Origin of the sequence: Paraburkholderia sp. SARCC-3016, from assembly GCF_031119615.1 — a bacterium.
GTDB lineage: Bacteria > Pseudomonadota > Gammaproteobacteria > Burkholderiales > Burkholderiaceae > Paraburkholderia.
Genome location: NZ_JAVHZD010000053.1, coordinates 1 through 16,891, shown reverse-complemented (window position 1 = coordinate 16,891; position 16,891 = coordinate 1). Strand labels below are relative to the sequence as shown.

Annotated in this window: 12 protein-coding genes and 1 tRNA gene; 2 read left to right on the top strand and 11 right to left on the bottom strand. The window is 57.5% G+C overall.

Going from position 1 to position 16,891, the window contains the following annotated elements; all coding sequences use genetic code 11:
- Positions 1-12: 12 nt before the first annotated feature.
- The 3 genes from QYH69_RS33665 to QYH69_RS33655 all read right to left on the bottom strand — a co-directional run bounded on the left by QYH69_RS33665 (position 13) and on the right by QYH69_RS33655 (position 1,247).
- Positions 13-219 (bottom strand): hypothetical protein, encoded by a 207-nt coding sequence (locus tag QYH69_RS33665; protein WP_308835990.1) that lies wholly within the window; start codon positions 217-219, stop codon positions 13-15.
- An 18-nt stretch (positions 220-237) separates the two neighbouring features.
- The gene (locus QYH69_RS33660) at positions 238-555 is read right to left on the bottom strand and encodes a hypothetical protein (protein WP_308835989.1); all 318 of its coding nucleotides are present in this window, start codon (positions 553-555) and stop codon (positions 238-240) included.
- Between the two features lie 615 nt (positions 556-1,170).
- Positions 1,171-1,247, bottom strand: a tRNA-Met gene (locus QYH69_RS33655).
- A 229-nt stretch (positions 1,248-1,476) separates the two neighbouring features.
- Here QYH69_RS33655 and xth point away from each other — a divergent pair.
- Positions 1,477-2,253, top strand: coding sequence for an exodeoxyribonuclease III (gene xth, locus QYH69_RS33650; RefSeq protein WP_075156732.1), 777 nt, complete (start codon positions 1,477-1,479; stop codon positions 2,251-2,253).
- Positions 2,254-2,467: 214 nt separating this feature from the next.
- Positions 2,468-3,934 (top strand): site-specific integrase, encoded by a 1,467-nt coding sequence (locus QYH69_RS33645; RefSeq protein ID WP_308835988.1) that lies wholly within the window; start codon positions 2,468-2,470, stop codon positions 3,932-3,934.
- Here QYH69_RS33645 and QYH69_RS33640 read toward each other — a convergent pair.
- The 8 genes from QYH69_RS33640 to glnL form a co-directional block, all read right to left on the bottom strand.
- Positions 3,898-4,509: a hypothetical protein gene (locus QYH69_RS33640; RefSeq protein WP_308835987.1), complete on the bottom strand. Its 612-nt coding sequence runs from the start codon at positions 4,507-4,509 to the stop codon at positions 3,898-3,900. The genes QYH69_RS33645 and QYH69_RS33640 overlap by 37 nt on opposite strands.
- Before the next feature lie 630 nt (positions 4,510-5,139).
- Complete coding sequence (locus tag QYH69_RS33635) at positions 5,140-5,433, bottom strand: HNH endonuclease (RefSeq protein WP_308835986.1); 294 nt, start codon at positions 5,431-5,433, stop codon at positions 5,140-5,142.
- A gap of 1,068 nt (positions 5,434-6,501) precedes the next feature.
- The gene (locus tag QYH69_RS33630; protein ID WP_308835985.1) at positions 6,502-6,855 is read right to left on the bottom strand and encodes a hypothetical protein; all 354 of its coding nucleotides are present in this window, start codon (positions 6,853-6,855) and stop codon (positions 6,502-6,504) included.
- Positions 6,856-8,008: 1,153 nt separating this feature from the next.
- Entirely contained in the window at positions 8,009-8,992 is a 984-nt protein-coding gene (locus QYH69_RS33625) for a hypothetical protein (protein WP_308835984.1), read from the bottom strand.
- Between the two features lie 106 nt (positions 8,993-9,098).
- Complete coding sequence (locus QYH69_RS33620) at positions 9,099-11,879, bottom strand: phage tail length tape measure family protein (protein WP_308835983.1); 2,781 nt, start codon at positions 11,877-11,879, stop codon at positions 9,099-9,101.
- Positions 11,880-13,536: 1,657 nt separating this feature from the next.
- Complete coding sequence (locus tag QYH69_RS33615) at positions 13,537-13,794, bottom strand: ribbon-helix-helix protein, CopG family (protein WP_308835982.1); 258 nt, start codon at positions 13,792-13,794, stop codon at positions 13,537-13,539.
- A gap of 118 nt (positions 13,795-13,912) precedes the next feature.
- On the bottom strand, positions 13,913-15,442 hold the full coding sequence (gene ntrC, locus QYH69_RS33610) for a nitrogen regulation protein NR(I) (RefSeq protein WP_308836000.1): 1,530 nt from the start codon (positions 15,440-15,442) through the stop codon (positions 13,913-13,915).
- A 100-nt stretch (positions 15,443-15,542) separates the two neighbouring features.
- Entirely contained in the window at positions 15,543-16,691 is a 1,149-nt protein-coding gene (glnL, locus tag QYH69_RS33605; protein WP_075156731.1) for a nitrogen regulation protein NR(II), read from the bottom strand.
- Positions 16,692-16,891: the final 200 nt, after the last annotated feature.

Genomic DNA, 16,891 nt, shown 5'->3' with positions numbered 1-16,891 from the left:
CTACCGTCTCCATCAGCAAGACAGGACGGTATATTCGGCGCGGCGCTCGTCGTCAGTGACGGCAGGGTTACGCACGACCGTCGGGACCAGCGTGGAAATCGCGCGGAACTGTTCGACTGAGCGGTTGCAGCGATTCAACGATGACATTGCGAGCCGTGCGTAGCGTTCACGTGTACGCGACTGTTTACGCGCTCTCTTCAAGGATTGCGTCTTCTTCATGGCTGTCCTCGTGTTCGCTCAGTGACGGGTGGTTGCATACACGTCGATCCGTTCGACACTGACGGCCTCATGTCCAAGACAGCTTTCGAGTACCGTGACTTCGCTGTCAATGTCCATTTCTGCGCGAGCGATCGCGTCGTTGAGCGCAATCGCCAATAGCGGCCGGTCGAGCGCGTTCGTTGCTTCGCATGCGATCGCGCGCCCGAGTGCGCCGAGAATCCGGAGGTCGGTCTGGTAACGCTGGATTGCTTCGAGCGCCGATTTTCCCGCTTCGTGCAGGGACGCGTTGCGCGTCAAAAGCTCGGCGATGGATAGGTTCTTGATGGGTTCGCTCATGGTGCGTCCTCCGTTGTCAAAGGGAAGCCCGCGACCATTCGGCGAGAGTGGTGAGCGGGCACGATGACGGGGTTGGCGGACCAGTGTGTACCAAACCGGCAGACCCGAAGGTCTCCCCACCACGGCCCGCCCGTTGGAAAAGCGGACGCGCAGAGGCAAGCGCACGGCCTGCGTGCGCAGGCGTGCGGGTACACAGTCAGGCCGCCAAGCCTGCGCCGCCCAATGTTTCGGCGGCGTCTGGAGTATACGAGCGGCACGCTCGGGAGTGTTCACTTGTGCAGGCAAAACGCGAGGGCAAATATCTTTTCAGAAAATACCTACCCATTTTGATGAATCCCCCTACAGACGGATTCGAGGCCGTCCCGAAGAATCCCGCTCGATCGATTACTCCCATAGGATATCTCTTACGCCACGGACTTGTTCAGGATACCCGATGGTTAACGGGCACAACGAACGACTACACGAAACGAACGGACAACAAAAAACCCGCCGTAGCGGGTTCAGATTCGGTGTAGCTTGGCGTCAAACGCGCCGCAATTGTCCTCGGTTTGCCCTAACAACAAAATTTGGCATCTTCGACACATGCGCAAACCGACGATGCGCCTTACCAGGTGTTGGTTGCGGGGACAGGATTTGAACCTGTGACCTTCGGGTTATGAGCCCGACGAGCTGCCAGACTGCTCCACCCCGCGTCAGAGGAAACGGATTGTACTGAACGCGCCTGCAATCCGTCAAATTTATTTCAGACTTTTCGTGTAAGTGCGACGAACGTCGAGGCTCGCATAAGCAGCGGACGACGCTATCATTCACTGCAAGCGCGATCTCCGCGCAGCATTCGCGCAGGCTTCGCGACATCCGAGCCTGCGGACGTGCGCGCCCGCATCGCATTGGACCTGCAAACTTTTCGCGTAAAAAGCCACAATGAAGATTGCCACCTGGAACGTCAACTCGCTGAAGGTCCGCCAGCAGCATGTGATCGACTGGCTCGAACTGAGCCAGACCGACGTGCTCTGTCTTCAGGAACTGAAGCTCCCCGACGAAAAATTCCCGCGCGCCGAACTCGAGGAAAAGGGCTATCGCAGCTGGTTCGCCGGCCAGAAGACGTACAACGGCGTCGGCATTCTCGTGCGAAACGGTCTGCAGGTGGACGATGTCAGCGTCGTGCGCAATATCCCCGGTTTCGAAGATCCGCAGCAGCGCGTGATCGCCGCGACGATCGAAGGCATCCGCGTGATCAGCGCGTATTTCCCGAATGGCCAGGCGCCGGGCACCGAGAAATTCGCGTACAAGCTGCGCTGGCTCGAAGCGATGCACAGCTGGCTTGCGAATGAGCTCGCGCAGTATCCGAAGCTCGCGCTGCTCGGCGACTACAACATCGCACCCGAAGACCGCGACGTGCACGACCCGAAAGCGTGGGAAGGCCAGAACCTCGTATCGCCCGAGGAACGCGCCGGCTTCGCGCGTCTGATCGAACTCGGCCTCGTCGATTCGTTCCGCCTGTTCGATCAGCCCGAGAAGACCTTTACGTGGTGGGACTACCGGATGCTCGCATTCCGGCGCAACGCGGGCTTGCGCATCGACCATATCCTGCTGTCGAAGCCGCTCGCCGAAAGCTGCACGCATTGCGACGTCGACAAGACGCCGCGCAAATGGGACCAGCCGTCCGATCACGCACCGGTCGTCGCGCTCACCGAGTAAAAAAACGGCCCGGTGGCGATCAGCCATCGAGCCGTTCTCATCGACAGCCAACGCCGTCGCGAACGCAAGACCAACAACCATCAAGGTTCGAGATTCAACTCCTGAAAATGTTGCACAGACCAGGAGCCGCCTGTACACTGAAATCCCCGCCCAATAAGCGTTCCCGGCCGATTTCTGTACCACGTGGATGTACCACGGACGACAGGCAAACTAGATGAGCGAGCACGTTGTAAAACGAGGCAACCGGTACTACTACCGCCGCCGCGTCCCCGTCGATCTGATAGCCGCCTATGGCAAAGCTGAGCATCAGCAAGCGTTAGGTACGTCTGATCGTCGCGAGGCCGATAGACGCGCGAGGGCCGCGGGCGTCGAGCTAGACGCGCTCTTTGACAAGCTCCGTGCCGCCTTGGGCACGACCGCCACCGCACCGATTTCGGCCGCGAACACCGCAGAGCGGGCCGTCTCCGGATCGTGGACTCATATGCGGGCGGAGGAGTGGGGAGACCCCGACCACAACAGCCTAGACGACGAGGCCCGCGACGCGCGCATAGACGAGATGAAAGAGGCCGTCCGCCGCGTACTGGGTGACTACAGCATGCGGGGCCTTGGCACGGACTTAGTGCCGCCCGCGGTACTCTCTGCAATGGAGGCGAAGGGCAACACCCCCACAGCCGACACCAAGACCGCAGAACGCTCGCTGGACGTGCTGGTGCGTCTCTGGGAAAAGGACCGTAAGCCGGAGTCTCGCGCCGCCCTATCCTTCCACCGCGCCGTAGACCGGTTCAAGCAATACGTAGGTAATCCTCCAGTCCCCCGAATCACCAAGGCGCAAGTAGTGGCCTTAAAAGACGCGCTGGAGGTAGCAGGCATCGGCCCGACTTCGATCGATCAAACGCTCAACAATCTGCGCACCCTCTTTGCGTATGCGATAGGCAAGGCGTGGATTGAGCCGAACCCAGGTCGGGGTGTCAAACGAGAGGGCAAACGGAAACACGCTCGCGGAGCACGGCCACCGTTCGACCTGGCGACCATCAACCGCATATTCGCTCACCGCATCTACACAGAGGGATACAGACCCGTCCGCGGCCGTGGCGAGGCGGCGTACTGGCTACCTCTGCTCGGCCTGTTCACCGGGGCACGCGTCGAGGAGCTTTGCCAGTTACGTCCGGAGGATGTGTACGCAGAGGACTACCGGGACGCCAACGGGGCACACGCACAGGCGTGGGTACTCAAACTCGTAGATAACGAGGAGCACGGCCAGGGCGTCAAGAACGCGTACAGCGTGCGCCGCATTCCGTTACACCCGGTACTCATAGAGCTTGGATTCCCGGAGTTCGCGGCGCAGCAGCTAGGCAAACCGCGATTGTTCCATCTCTTACGCAAGGACAAACACGGCGTAGAGTCTTCTCTATGGTCCGCATGGTGGATATCGGACGTGTTGCGGGCGGAGTGCGAGCCTACCAGTCCCAAGATGGTGTTTCACAGCTTCCGCCACACGTTCAAGGACGTATGTAGAGACTGCGGCATCAGCAAGGAGTTAGCGGACGCTTTGCAAGGCCATAGCGAAGGCGACTCGTCCAGCGACTACGGCGGAGAGTTCTATCCACTGCGCCCGCTCATAGAGGCCATGAGCAAGTACAAAATTCACGGCTTAAAGATAGTCGGTGTTGAGTCTCCTTGAGAAGGCTTACGCACGCGCCTCGGCTCCTCAATAGCGAGAGATGCATTGAACGTGTCAATTAGATTCAAGCACTCGACCATTATCGATGAAAGATACCGCCTAGCCTCCCGTGCTGCTGCTGACTGCATCACAACAGCGTGTAAAGGATCAATCTCGCGTAGCAAGCTGTCGAGTCGTTTTGCCGTTTCACTTGTAGCAATAGTAAGTGCAGGGTCTTTGTCCGGGTTATAGCGCCTCCCATCCGCCTTACGTCGCGCACGTACATACGACTCCTCTAACGGCTGCTGTATCTTTCTCACTTCGTCAAAGCGCGCGTGCAGTACAGCCAGCTTATGCTCTACGTCGCGTAACTGCTCTTTCGTTAGCTTAGGTTGCGCTTTGATAGCCTCAACAGCACTACGCAGGCGAATCGAACTGAAAAGCGAGAAATCAATTTCCGGTATGTCCATGTCGTCCGGTCCTATGATGAGAACCAGATACTGTACCCGCGATGCGATAGACGTGCTCAAAAAATAGGCAACGAAGGAATCCGCAGCACTAAGACCGCTCGCAAACCCGCGCCAGAGCTTGCTCATTTTTTAGGCAACGAAGGGCACCCGGCCTGAAACCCTTGTCCCGCCTAGGCCGCCTTATTGTTACCGAGTCGCCGTATATAGATAAGGGAGTAAACCAGAGACGTATTGCAAGCGAATGCGGGTGAGGCCGCAGGCCGAACGCAATCATCAGAACGGGACTATCCCTAGTAACTCGTCATATACGGTAAGCCTCTTGTACTGCGGCATGGCTTCTAGCCTTTCATAACAGGCCTGGGTACCCGGAGTCGTTCGGGTTCTTCGAACCCTTAGCAACTCCTCAGTAACTTTACTAATTACTAAAGCTCTAATTTTCTCATAAAGAGCCGGATTCAAGTATTTAACCGATAGTGGATAATCTTCATTGCATGCATGCACTTTAGCCATTAGCCGCAACTCATCATTGCTCGGAGCGGATAAAGGTAGCTTAGGGACAAGCTCACTGGCTAGATAGCAAGCATCTCCAAAACCGATAAGAAGATAAGGCTTAGAATATTTATTAACAGCTTGCCCTAGCGATAACCCTTCCAGTTTAGCCCTAGCTCTAACGCGCTTATCCTCACTAACGTTATAACCGCTCCGGCCTATGGCCTCGCTCGCTATCGCTCGCTGGCCTGGCCGTCGCCTGCCTATTTACCAGCCCTCCGGGATACGATTGATATCTACAAGTCTCCTTACCTTATAACCATTATCCCGGTTAGTCTTGTCTACGTGACAGTCATCGCATAACAACTGCATATTGCTATCGTCATTAGACCCACCTTTATCTAGCGGTACGATATGGTCTATCTGTCCAACACGTACAGCCCGGTTACAGCATCTACAGCGATATCCATCACGTTCTCTAATGCGTAGCCGTTGAGCTACACCGAGACGGCCAGTAATGCGTAGATCAGCATTACCGGACCGCCTATTAGGTCGATTCACGTTATTCCTTACGAAATGCACCAGTTAGGTGCTAATGACAATAGGTACACCCTATAGCCTAGGGGGTAGGTCATTTATAGGGGCTATTCCGACCCGGACACCGACCGGTCAGAGTTGTCATAACCAAGCATGCAAAAATTAAAATTTGCGCCGTCTCCATTTGAAGGAAGAAGCCGGTAAAAGACAGATATAAATGCTTTATATTCGCTATTCCGGTTAGTTAGCGCAAAGTTTTAAATGCAAAAACATGCACTTTATGTCCCCGAATGTGTCAAGCGCGACTCATCTTTATACGGTCAAGCAATCCAGGCAAAACGTCCTGCTGGTCGGCTAGGTCTCTCTCGAAGGCCGCTCTATGTTGCTCCGGCATATCCACGGAAACGATACCGTGAGCGCAAAGCATAGCCGCTAAACCAGGCAGCAGCGCGCTACTAGCTACGTATTCTGGTCCGAACATGGTAAGCAACCTCTCTGCATCCGGAGACCGCTTAACCTTGATACCGGCGGCTTCACTGCGCTTAACATTAATCCGGTCTATACCCAAGTCGTTACGGAGACGCCTAACGGCCGTATTGGCCGCATCTACCGCGATAAGCTCCGGGGAGCGCTTAACTCCGCCCGTGCGGGTCTGCACAGTTACGGGAGCACCCTTGGCGGCTCTCTGTGCTTTACGGAGTAGCGCCTCTGCGTTGATTAGCTCATCAATACGGGGATCACCCCGGCGCAATGCCGGGTTGAGCAAAAGAATCTCGTGGATTCGGTCGGCTTTAGACTTACGAGCTATGGCCGGTCTCCGATTAGACGGACCAGGCCGTACCCGGATGCGGGGCACAGCTAAATCCCTCGCCAACAGAAACGATACCGTCTCGCGCTGTTAGCACGCGCCGTGATTCCTGTTTTCCATTGATTACCAACGTAATACTAACCCCTTTAGAAACTTGATCTTTATCCACGTTCAGTGGTTTGTCCAGTTTAACCGCATTGGGGCCTATCGAAAGGATGACAACGCCGGATTGAGGCGCAACTACGGGAATGGTGTTCGTATCCATAGATTTATTAAGGTTAAAATTATTGTTGAAGTGCTAATAGGTGAAGCAGAACAGCACCCGTATCGCCGCGTCTACGTGCTATGCGCTTAAGCTTGTCTACAGCGACGGCCTTACGTTTGAATTCGGCTTGCTCGTTCGGGTCCGGAGAGTTCCACGCCCGTTCGCCCTTCACCGGTTTGAAATAGGCGTTACGCGCAACCAGCTTGCGGTAGTGCGCTACAGCCTTTCCCACGGCCTCCTCCGCGACCTCGCGGAACTGCGGGTTAGACTGGGCCGCCACACGTACGTCTACCATAAGCGACGCTTTAAAGAGATGGTCGGCAACCTCCGCACTCGAAGCCTGTACGCCCGAGACAAATACGAGTTCCATCATGTGCGCTTAACCCTCGCTACGTGCCGTTGGTACTGCTCCATAGCGAGTGCCCTAGCATCCGCCTCGACCGCAGTGAGGTCGTACCCAGCGTCCCGCATGGCCGCTTCCGTCTCCTGTAGGTTCTGCGCAACCTCGCACAGGCCCAGCCAGTGAGGGATGCTTTTCGATAGACGGGTCTCCTCTGCCTTGTTTCGACGCTTGAGTGTCTGGAGCCTGCGAAGCTCTACTAGCTCCGTGGTCGCGTTTCTCAGGGCTTGCTGCGCCATCCGGAGCAGTGGACCGAGGCCGCCCCGATACGAGGCCGCCAGCCGCATGCAAGTCGCGTCCGCCTCTGCCGCATTCTTGAACTTCCACGTTAGACCAGGACCGGCCGTCCGCTCGATAATATCGGTGCGCAACCAATTTTTATCCTTGCTACCGCGCTTACCGCCTGCTACGTGGTCGGTGCGGATGCCGAGTACCCCGCACACTTCGATCAATTGCCCGCGGCTCATCGGGATTGCCCCACCGGTTTCCGAATTCGCCGCACCAGTTCGCGAGGCTGTGCCCGATTGTTAATAGCGTGCTGTTTCGCAGTTTCTTTAGGGCTAGGAGGCACGTACGCTGTCTTGTGTGTCCGGAAGGTTGGGACGCTCATTCCAATCCTAAATTCATTGTAGTCCTTACTGTTAATGGGCGACACCGGGCCGCCCTATCACTACTATGGTTTATCGGATAGCCGCGAGGATGCGAGACAATTCGGATTCTGCCTCGTCTACCCATCGGCGGCGCTGTAGGTCCGCGCCTAGTTTGTGAAACCGCTCCGTGCACTTCCTTGACTCGCCCGCAGCCCTGCTTAACTCATTGGCGTCGATAACCCCGCCTGAGTAACGTCTACGCGCAAGGCCCCAGTTATCGCTAGCCTCTTGGCTCGCCCGCTTTGCGCTCGCAAGGTCGGACGACAGCATATCGACATGGGGTAAATTCGCCCCGTCTGCAATAACCGTCCGTAGACGCCCAATCTCTTGCACGATACGGGTTAGTGCCTCGTCTACCTGTGGTGGTGTGTGGAGCGCTCTGGGAGTCCCGTCTGGGTTGGTATTGTCCGATGCGAAACGGAACTGATACGTAGCCCCTTCCGGGATACTGGGCGCTTTCGGCTTGAACAGGCGCATTACGATGCCAGCGTGATAATTTGCGGGGCTGCGATCACCTTTGCATCTGCGTACTTGATGATGCGCAGGGCTGTCATGCTCTGCTGGAAAGTATGCAACGTCGCACTCATGTCGATGGTTGGGGCCGTATCCATAATGATCGATGCCTCTTGCGAGCGGTCCACCATCTGTGGGCCGTCGAATACGGCGATACGCGTAGCATCTTGCAGGATCAGCTTACCGGCTGGTACAGCTAGCGAGGAGATTGCGGGCAACGTTTTATACACGCCCCCACGCGGGCCGATATTCGGGTTCGCTGCATCCTGGAGACTCGCGAGCGTATCGGGTCGGCCAATCCAACAGGCCGTACGCAAATCACCGACAAAGGCGGACAGAGCCGCTGCGATGCTGGCAGCAGCAGTACCGCCGCTCTCCATGAGATTAACAATGAACGCGTCCGTCGCGTTGTTAGCCGCGGCCTCAAGTTGTCCTTGCACGTACGGTACAACCGCATCCGTGAAGCTGACCGGGGCCAGCAACGAATCCGAGAACGAGAGAATAAGCGCGAATTTTCGGTTGTTCTTCAAATCAACGTCAACAGACGGAGCAGCGGCGGGAATCGGCTCACCTTCTGCAACTTCGCTAGCCTGCAAGAGTTCCGCTTGCGTAACAATGCGTTGGTTCGGAGGAAGCTGTGGAGCGCCCAAGGCTACGAGTTGCGACAGAATCGACGTGGTAACCGCCGGAAGTAGCACACCAGCGGATTGCGTTGCGTAGTACAGCGCGCTCGTGTTGCCCGTGGTCGCGGCCGGAACAGGTACGCCGTTGTACTCCTTCTTAGGCATGTACGGCTCAGTCAGACGATTCATCAAGTGCTCCATAACCGAGCCGTACTTGAGGTGCTTTTTCCGATACTGGCTATCCCAACCCTCGCTAATAACGTACTTGATCTGATCGGCCAGCGGGACGTGCTTAGCGATAGCAAACTTGGTCTTGTCGTCCATCTCTTTTACCATAAAACTGTAGTCCTTAATAAATATAGATTTAACCGGTCGTGTTTATCGACAGCCCCGGCCCGGTCTGCGGTGAGGCTGTCTACTGTTTTACGGTCTACACCTGTCCGTACTTCATTTGCCAAGCCATTCCGCCCTGGCCGCGGAACCGCTGGTTGATACGTTTATCGATAACTGCCTGTAGCTGCGGCGCGATGGCCGCGAGGTCCGCGGGGGACAGGGAACCACCTTGCAGGTTTAGACTAAGCTCAGTAGTGTGGTTTGCCGGGGTACTAGCTCCTGACACCGCACCGACCGCACCGCCAGAGGCAAAGTGAGACGTACGGCCGCTGTTGATAGATTCGAGCAAGCTCCTGTACTTCTTCGTTGAGGCCGCGTTAATCACGTACTCACCGTTGGACAGCATCGCTGGGATACTATCGCTGGTTCCCGTACCCGGTCCGACGATGGAGCCGCCGTCCGCATAATGACCGACAGGGCCGCCCGTGCTGAAAAAGGCGGACGATAATCCCTTGAAGGCCGCTACTTCTGCTTGATGCAAGGCGATCTTGGCGAGGTCTGCGATAACGCCCGCCGCGAAGGTATCAAAGCTAAGTTTCCCTGTCGTAACGAACGCATCGATTCCGGACCCAATCGCATCAAACGCACCCTTGAATGCACTGGCCGTCGCTTCCGCGTTGGTCTGAGCACTTCCCACTAGGCCCGCGTACGTCTTTTTGAATTGCTCTCCGTACGAGTCGCGCAAGGCTTGCTGTGTTTGTAGGTTCTGTTCCAGAGCGGCCGTTTCTTCCTCGTAGTATTGCTGGGCTACCTGCATCTTTGCCTGGTACTCTGCGAGGTCTGCTGTCGGGCCGGAATACTGTTCCCGAAGCGCAGCTATCGTCTGCTGGTACTGCTCTACAAGCTTCGCCTGCGCGTCATATTGAGACTTGGCGTCCGCTGTCATGTCGCGCGTGTTGTACGCATCCGAGTAGCCGGAAAGTTGCTTACGCAACGAGTTCTGTTGCTGGTCTGCAAACTTTGATACGTTAGCGGCGCGGGCGGCGGACAGTTTCGACAGCGAGTCCGTAAGGTCGGTATCAATCTGCTTGCGTTGGGCCACAAGGCGTTGATACTCCGTGTTCGCAGTCTCGTACGCGGCCTGCTCCTTCTTACCCCTCGCGATATCGGCCCGTTGCGCGGCGTTGGCTATCTCTTGGTCTAACGCCGTAGCCTGCAAATCATGGACCTTTTGCAGGTACGTTCCGGCATCGAGTACCCCAGCGTCTCGCTGTGCCTTCAACGTCGCTGCGTGTCGCTTCTCCTCGTCCTCAATGAGCTTGTTCACACCAGCCAAACGCGCAAGCTCGCCATTCAGACCGTTTTCGGCATCATGGGGACGAGTTCGTTTAGCGTACTGCTCATTGATTTGGCCGATGTCATCGTAATGCCGCTTCAAGGCGGCCTGATAGTCCGCGGAGTTCTTATCGAGGTCTTTTGTTGCTTTGTTGAACGCCTCGTTTTCCGCCTGCAAATCGTTTGACTGCTTCTGTGCGGGGCTGGCGTACTTGTCGGATTGCAGATAGCTCGATACAGCTACCTTCGCGTCCCCCGACCGCGCAGCCGCTTCGCGCGTGCGCTGCTGGACATTCACCGCCGTCTGCTGCTGGCGGAGCACGTCTAGCTTACGCTGCTCGATATCCAGAGATTGTTGGGCCGACGAGAGATTACCCAACGCACCCATTGATTGTTGCTGGGCCAGGTTGCGTTGTGCCGCTTCTACACGGGCGTACTGGTCCCCAACCTGCTTATCGATACTGTCCGGAACACCGATACTCATGATCGCGTTTTTAGCGCGTGTCACAGAGTATTCAAGCTGATGCCACCAATCCACGACCGCGCCCATGTGAGCGTTAGCGTCCGCCTCTACCGCAGCGTGCGCCGTGGCTAGGTCGCGCATAATCGCGTTCACTGCGCTTGCGGTGTCGCCCAGCTTAACGAATCCCTCTATCTCCTCAACCTGCGCCGCGTTAAACGTGTGGTGCGCCTGCTGATACTGCGTGAGCCAGCCAATTACATTGTCCTGAATCTTAGCCAGCGATTCCGCAGCCTTGTCTACCCCGATACCAATATCGGACGACATTGCTACGGCGGCCTGTGTGGCGAGACTCAGGTTATCCGCGGTGAACGCGCCTGTAGCCGCTACCTGGGCCATTGCTTCACGGACGGCCGCGAGATTCGTGCCACTAGTCTGGAGGCCGTTGGACATTTCGGCCATTTGGCCTACCGACAAGCCCAGCGCTCCGCCTGTGGCCGTAATCGACTTGTTGAACGCCTCCGCCTGTTCGTACCCGGCGTATAGCTCTTTGGCAAACAGGGCTGCTGCCCCCGCTGCTACACCTAGCCCGATACCCACTGGAGAGAGAATCAAGCTCAATGCGTCTGTAGCTTCCGCCATCACCATTAGCGATCCGCCAAACCTCTTCCAGCTACCTTGGGAGGCTTCGTGAGCCAACACAAGAAGCTCGCGGCGCGCGGCCGATGAGTTCAAACTGAAGTTGTGCGTTTCCTCTGCCGCGGATGCAATCTGTTGGATATACCCAGAGACCGAATCGACAACTCCGAGTTGAGCCGCTTTCATTTCCAGCAATTCGGCGCGCGTCTTGCCTGCTTGGTCCGCGGTGCGCTGTAGCTGCGAAACAAAATTATTGATGGCTCGCGCGGAGGCGGTAGAGCCGGTTTGCGCCGCCTCTGCAATAGCTTGCTGGGCTACTCTGACGCGCTCCGCCGCTGCGGCCTGCGTCTCTTGGAATGCGGTAAGGGATCGGCGTGCACCGTCAAGGGATGCGGTGTAGCCGGTTGCGTCAAGCGTGAGCTTGACCGCTGTTTGGTTAGTCAATAAATCTCCTAAAGTTAGCTGTTCTTAATACACGCCAACGTAGACCCAGCCTGTTATACGGTGTGTAAAGGCGGTAGCGCCATTGTTGTACACCCACGAAATGCCGGTCGCATCTACCGTGAATATAGGCGGCGGCGTGTCGCCTGAGATGTGATAAAATAGGCGGTCGGGCTGGAATGAGTAGAATGGCGTCCCGTCTGATAAGTCTAGTGCGTGCGTCTCGTTTGACACCCCGCCGGATACTTGGAACACACCTTTAAGACGCCCTAGACGGTGCGTACCATCCAGCATTAAATTTCCGTTGGCGTCGAATATCTGTAACCCGACAGTCATTATCGCGGTGCTGGACGCTGAGTGACATACGAACGGACAATATCCGCCAATAAACCTGATACCGTGGTCTCGCGATCCACTGCGATGTGGCGGAATCGTTTTGCAAGTTCAACAGGCACTCGCGCCGTTAGCACTTTACTGTTCCCGTTTTCTTGGGTTACAGCCAATTGAGTCAAGAAATATCTCCGTTGCTGGTATACATCGATTAAACAAAATGGACTGGATGCCAAACCATCGCGGCATTTAAAATCCACACGCACGAACACAAGAACATAAGAACTACGCCGGTTTTCATACGACCTCCTTGGCGACCTCAACCGGATACAACCCGGATAACCCCAGCACCTTCGCCACTTCACGATAGGCGAATCGACGCGCCGCCGCCGTGCCCGGTCCCGCGGCGTTAGCGGGATCGCCTGGGCGGTTAGTAAACAGGACACGAGGCAGAAGCGCTGCGGCCCCGTCCCGACCCTCGCTAATGCGCATTTCCCATATATGGAACCCTGCGTCTTTGAGAGCTTTACAAACGCGGGCGTAGATACGGAACATTTCGATGCGGTCAGCAGGGACCGGTATGAATAGCTGTTGCATGGTCATCCTCGCAATTTGTTTGATTTGGATTGCTAATTGTATAGATCACTCAAGATACAAAGCCGTGTCCAACACCGTGTACTCTTGCTCTGCCTCGTCCAGCATCCGAGCCAACATGAGGATGCGGTGACGCAGAGATGCAAGGCACGCTGTACCAATTTCCCGCGGGTCAATGTCTGCGCCAGGCGTCTTGCTTATCTGCTCGCGGGCGTTTGTGGCCCATCGGGCCGCGCTGTCCTCGTTAATGTCGCAGGGCCCGTATCGCGGCCTGTGTTAGAAAATGCGACCGTTGCCAGCGCAAGGCGTGTGTGGGCTGCTTGAGTCTGCATTGTTGGTCCTTTTATGGTCGGTTAAGCAAGGAGACTGGCGGGAATCCCCTTGACGAACCGATTTCATCGCCAGCCCGCTTGTGCTCCTCGCGCACCGCGCTACTGTCGATTCGTACCGGGCTTTTCCACTCCCCGGCATCGCATCGATTTCCCTCAGTAACTTCCCCTTGGGACTGCTCTCCGCGTCTCCGACTCTTTATCCAGTTTTCGCCCATTGCTGGGACTTACACGCCTGGCTGGTAGGCCGTCACCATCTCGTAGTCCCACTCAAGACCGGATTTGGTAGCTCATATAGTTTGGCTACTTAAATCTGCTTTCATCCGAAACTTGATAAGGCACTGGGACGGATAGTAACGTGTATGGTTTGGCTACACAAGAGGGTAAATTAGAGTGTTTATTCTAATTCACTTGGATTCGTTGGCGTCGCCCCACTCCTCCTGTGCCATACCTTCCCAACCGCCTCCGCTCTTTATCATCTGCTGGCCGGCCTCCACCAGCTTGTGTCGGTTGGTCGCAATGTACGTTTTGAGCGCCGTACGAACCACGTCTGACGTGTTCCTCCCGGTAACTATCTGGAGCTTTTTAAGTATGTCCAAATCCTCAACGTCTATTCGAACGTTCAAGGGGCGCGTATCAACGCCTAGGTACTTTCCGTGAGCCATGTTGGTAGCCAATGTAGATCAGATACAACATCATAGCACAGGAAATATTTAGGGCCGGATATGTACCACAAAGCATACCCACGCGCACCGACCCCAAATATTCAAGTCATTGATTTTATTATGGTTCTAATTGCAACTCCTGAATCTTGCGCGTAATCGTATTGCGGCCGATGCCCAAGCGCTCGGCCGCTTCCACTTTCCGCCCACGCGTGAAATCGAGCGCTTCGCGAATCACCGCGGCCTCGAAGCGGCGCGACAATTCGTCCATCACATCGGGCGAGTTCTCGCGCAGCAGCCGGGCAACTTCGGTCCGCAAGCCGCCTTCCCATGCGCTCGCCGTCGACGGCACCGCGGCCGATGCCACGCCCGGCGCGAGCACCACGCCGCCAGCCGCCAACGCAGCGCCCGTCGAACCCGCGCCATTGACCGCCGCCATCTCCATACCGCCAGCGCCTGCCGCGACGACACTCGCGGCGTCGACGGGCGTCTGTTGCGTCGACACGAGATCGGGCGGCAAATCCTTGATCTCGATCGTCTGCGCCGGCGCCATCACGGTCAGCCAGTTCGCGAGATTCTCGAGTTGCCGCACGTTGCCCGGAAACGGCAGCGAGGTCAGATAAGCGAGCGCCTCGTCCGATACGCGCTTGGGCTCGACGCCGAGATCGCGCGCACTCTTCTGCAGGAAATGGCGCGTCAGAAGCGGAATGTCCTCGCTGCGCTCGCGCAATGCCGGCAAACGCAGCCGGATCACATTGAGCCGGTGATACAAGTCCTCGCGGAACAACCCTTGCCGCACGCGCGCTTCGAGATTCTGATGAGTCGCCGCAATCACGCGCACGTTCGCGCGCAACGGGTTATGACCGCCGACCCGATAGAACTGCCCGTCGGACAGCACGCGCAACAGGCGCGTCTGCAAATCGAACGGCATATCGCCGATTTCGTCGAGAAACAGCGTGCCGTTCTCGGCCTGCTCGAAGCGTCCCTGGCGCATCGCCTGCGCGCCCGTGAACGCGCCGCGCTCGTGGCCGAATAGTTCGGATTCCAGTAGATCTTTTGGAATCGCCGCGGTGTTCAACGCGATAAACGGTCCGCTCGCGCGTGGGCTATGCCGGTGCAACGCACGCGCAACGAGTTCCTTACCGGTGCCTGATTCGCCGGTAATGAGCACGGTCGCCGCCGAATGCGACAGTCGGCCGATCGCGCGGAACATATCCTGCATCGCCGGCGCCTGACCCAGCATCTCCGGCGCTTCCGCAACGCGTTCGTCCCACGTCTGCTCGCCGCGCATGCTTTCGTCGACGGCGCGCCGGATCAGCTCGACCGCCTTGTCGACGTCGAACGGCTTCGCGAGATACTCGAACGCACCGCCCTGAAACGCGGCCACGGCGCTATCGAGATCGGAAAACGCAGTCATGATGATGACCGGCAGGCCGGGGACGCGATCGCGCACGGTCTGCAGCAACTCGAGCCCGGAGCCGCCCGGCATCCGGATATCGGAGACGAGCACCTGCGGACTGTCGTGATCGAGTGCGCCCGCCGCCTCGCGCACATTCGCAAAGCTGCGCGTCGCGAAGTTTTCGCGCGCGAGCGCTTTTTCAAGTACCCAGCGGATCGATTGGTCGTCGTCTACTATCCAGATCGGCTTCATATAGGTCGTCAGAAGTCTCGTGATGCGCGCCACATCCGGCGTCGACGCGCGGTGCGCTTGTGGCGCTGCCTGTGGCGCCGCGTGTGTGGCACATTAAGGGTTAGCAGTCGAGCGGCAGCAAAATCTGAAACTCGGTATGGCCCGGGCGGCTTTCCACTTCGATCAGCCCTTCGTGCTGCTGCACGAAAGTCTGCGCGAGTGTCAATCCAAGACCGCTGCCGTCCTCGCGCCCCGACACGAGCGGATAGAAAATGCGGTCACGGATGTCTTCGGGAATGCCCGGCCCGTTGTCAACGATATGCAAGTCCAGTGCCAACTTGCACAGCCGTTTCGCAATCGTTACCTTGCGCGCGATGCGCGTGCACAATTCGATGCGCGCGTCGCCTTGCGAGATGCGTTCATGCAGCGCCTGCGCCGCATTGCGCACGATGTTCAGCACGGCCTGGATCAACTGCTCCTTGTCGCCGCGCAGGTCCGGCACGCTCACGTCGTAGTCGCGCACCACCGTCAGGCCGCGCGGAAACTCGGCGAGAATCACCGCGCGCACGCGCTCGCATACCTCATGGATATTGACGTCGCCGACGATATGCGGATGCCGGTGCGGCTCGAGCAACCTGTCGACGAGCGTCTGCAGCCGGTCCGACTCCTTGATCACGACCTGCGTGTACTCGCGCAATTCGTCGCGCTCGCGCGCGCCGAGCTCGAATTCGAGCAGTTGCGCGGCGCCGCGGATGCCGCCGAGCGGATTCTTGATCTCATGCGCGAGATTGCGGATCAGCTGCTTGTTCACCGACGTCAGATCGTGAATGCGCTCTTCACGGTCGGTGCGCAAATGCCGCTCGTTCTCGAACAGCTCGAGCAGCACGTACTCCTGCGCGCTTTCGAGAAAGCCGACGACCGCATGTACATGCAGCGGCTCGCGACCGGGCCGCTCGAGCACCGCGTCGAGATGCGTCGCGTTGAAGCGATGGTCGGCGATGGCCGCGATCGTCTCCATCAGCTCGTCGGCATTCGAAAACACGTCGTGCCATGCCATCTGCGTGAGCTGCCGGCGCGACATCTCGAGCATCGATTCGGCCGATGGGTTGGCAAACGCCACGCGCAGCGTGCGTTTTTCCAGCACCAGCACGACCGTCGGCAATGCCTCGAAGCCCGGCAGCAATCCGGACTCGACAAGCTGCACGTCGTCCGACAGCGGCTCGCCCTGGCCGTGTCCTTTCCTTGCCTTGATCAGATTCTTCAGTACCATCTTGCAGTCCGGCGGTAATGAGACGATGAACAAGCGCACGCCTCGTGCGCCGCAAACGTTGCGCATGGTCCAACAAAAAAGGGACGGCGGTGCCGTCCCTTGGGTCCTTCGAATCGCGAACGAGGGACGCGCGCTTCGCCAACCGCGGCGAAGCGCATCGCCGCTTACAGCGAGTAGTACAGTTCGAATTCGACCGGGTG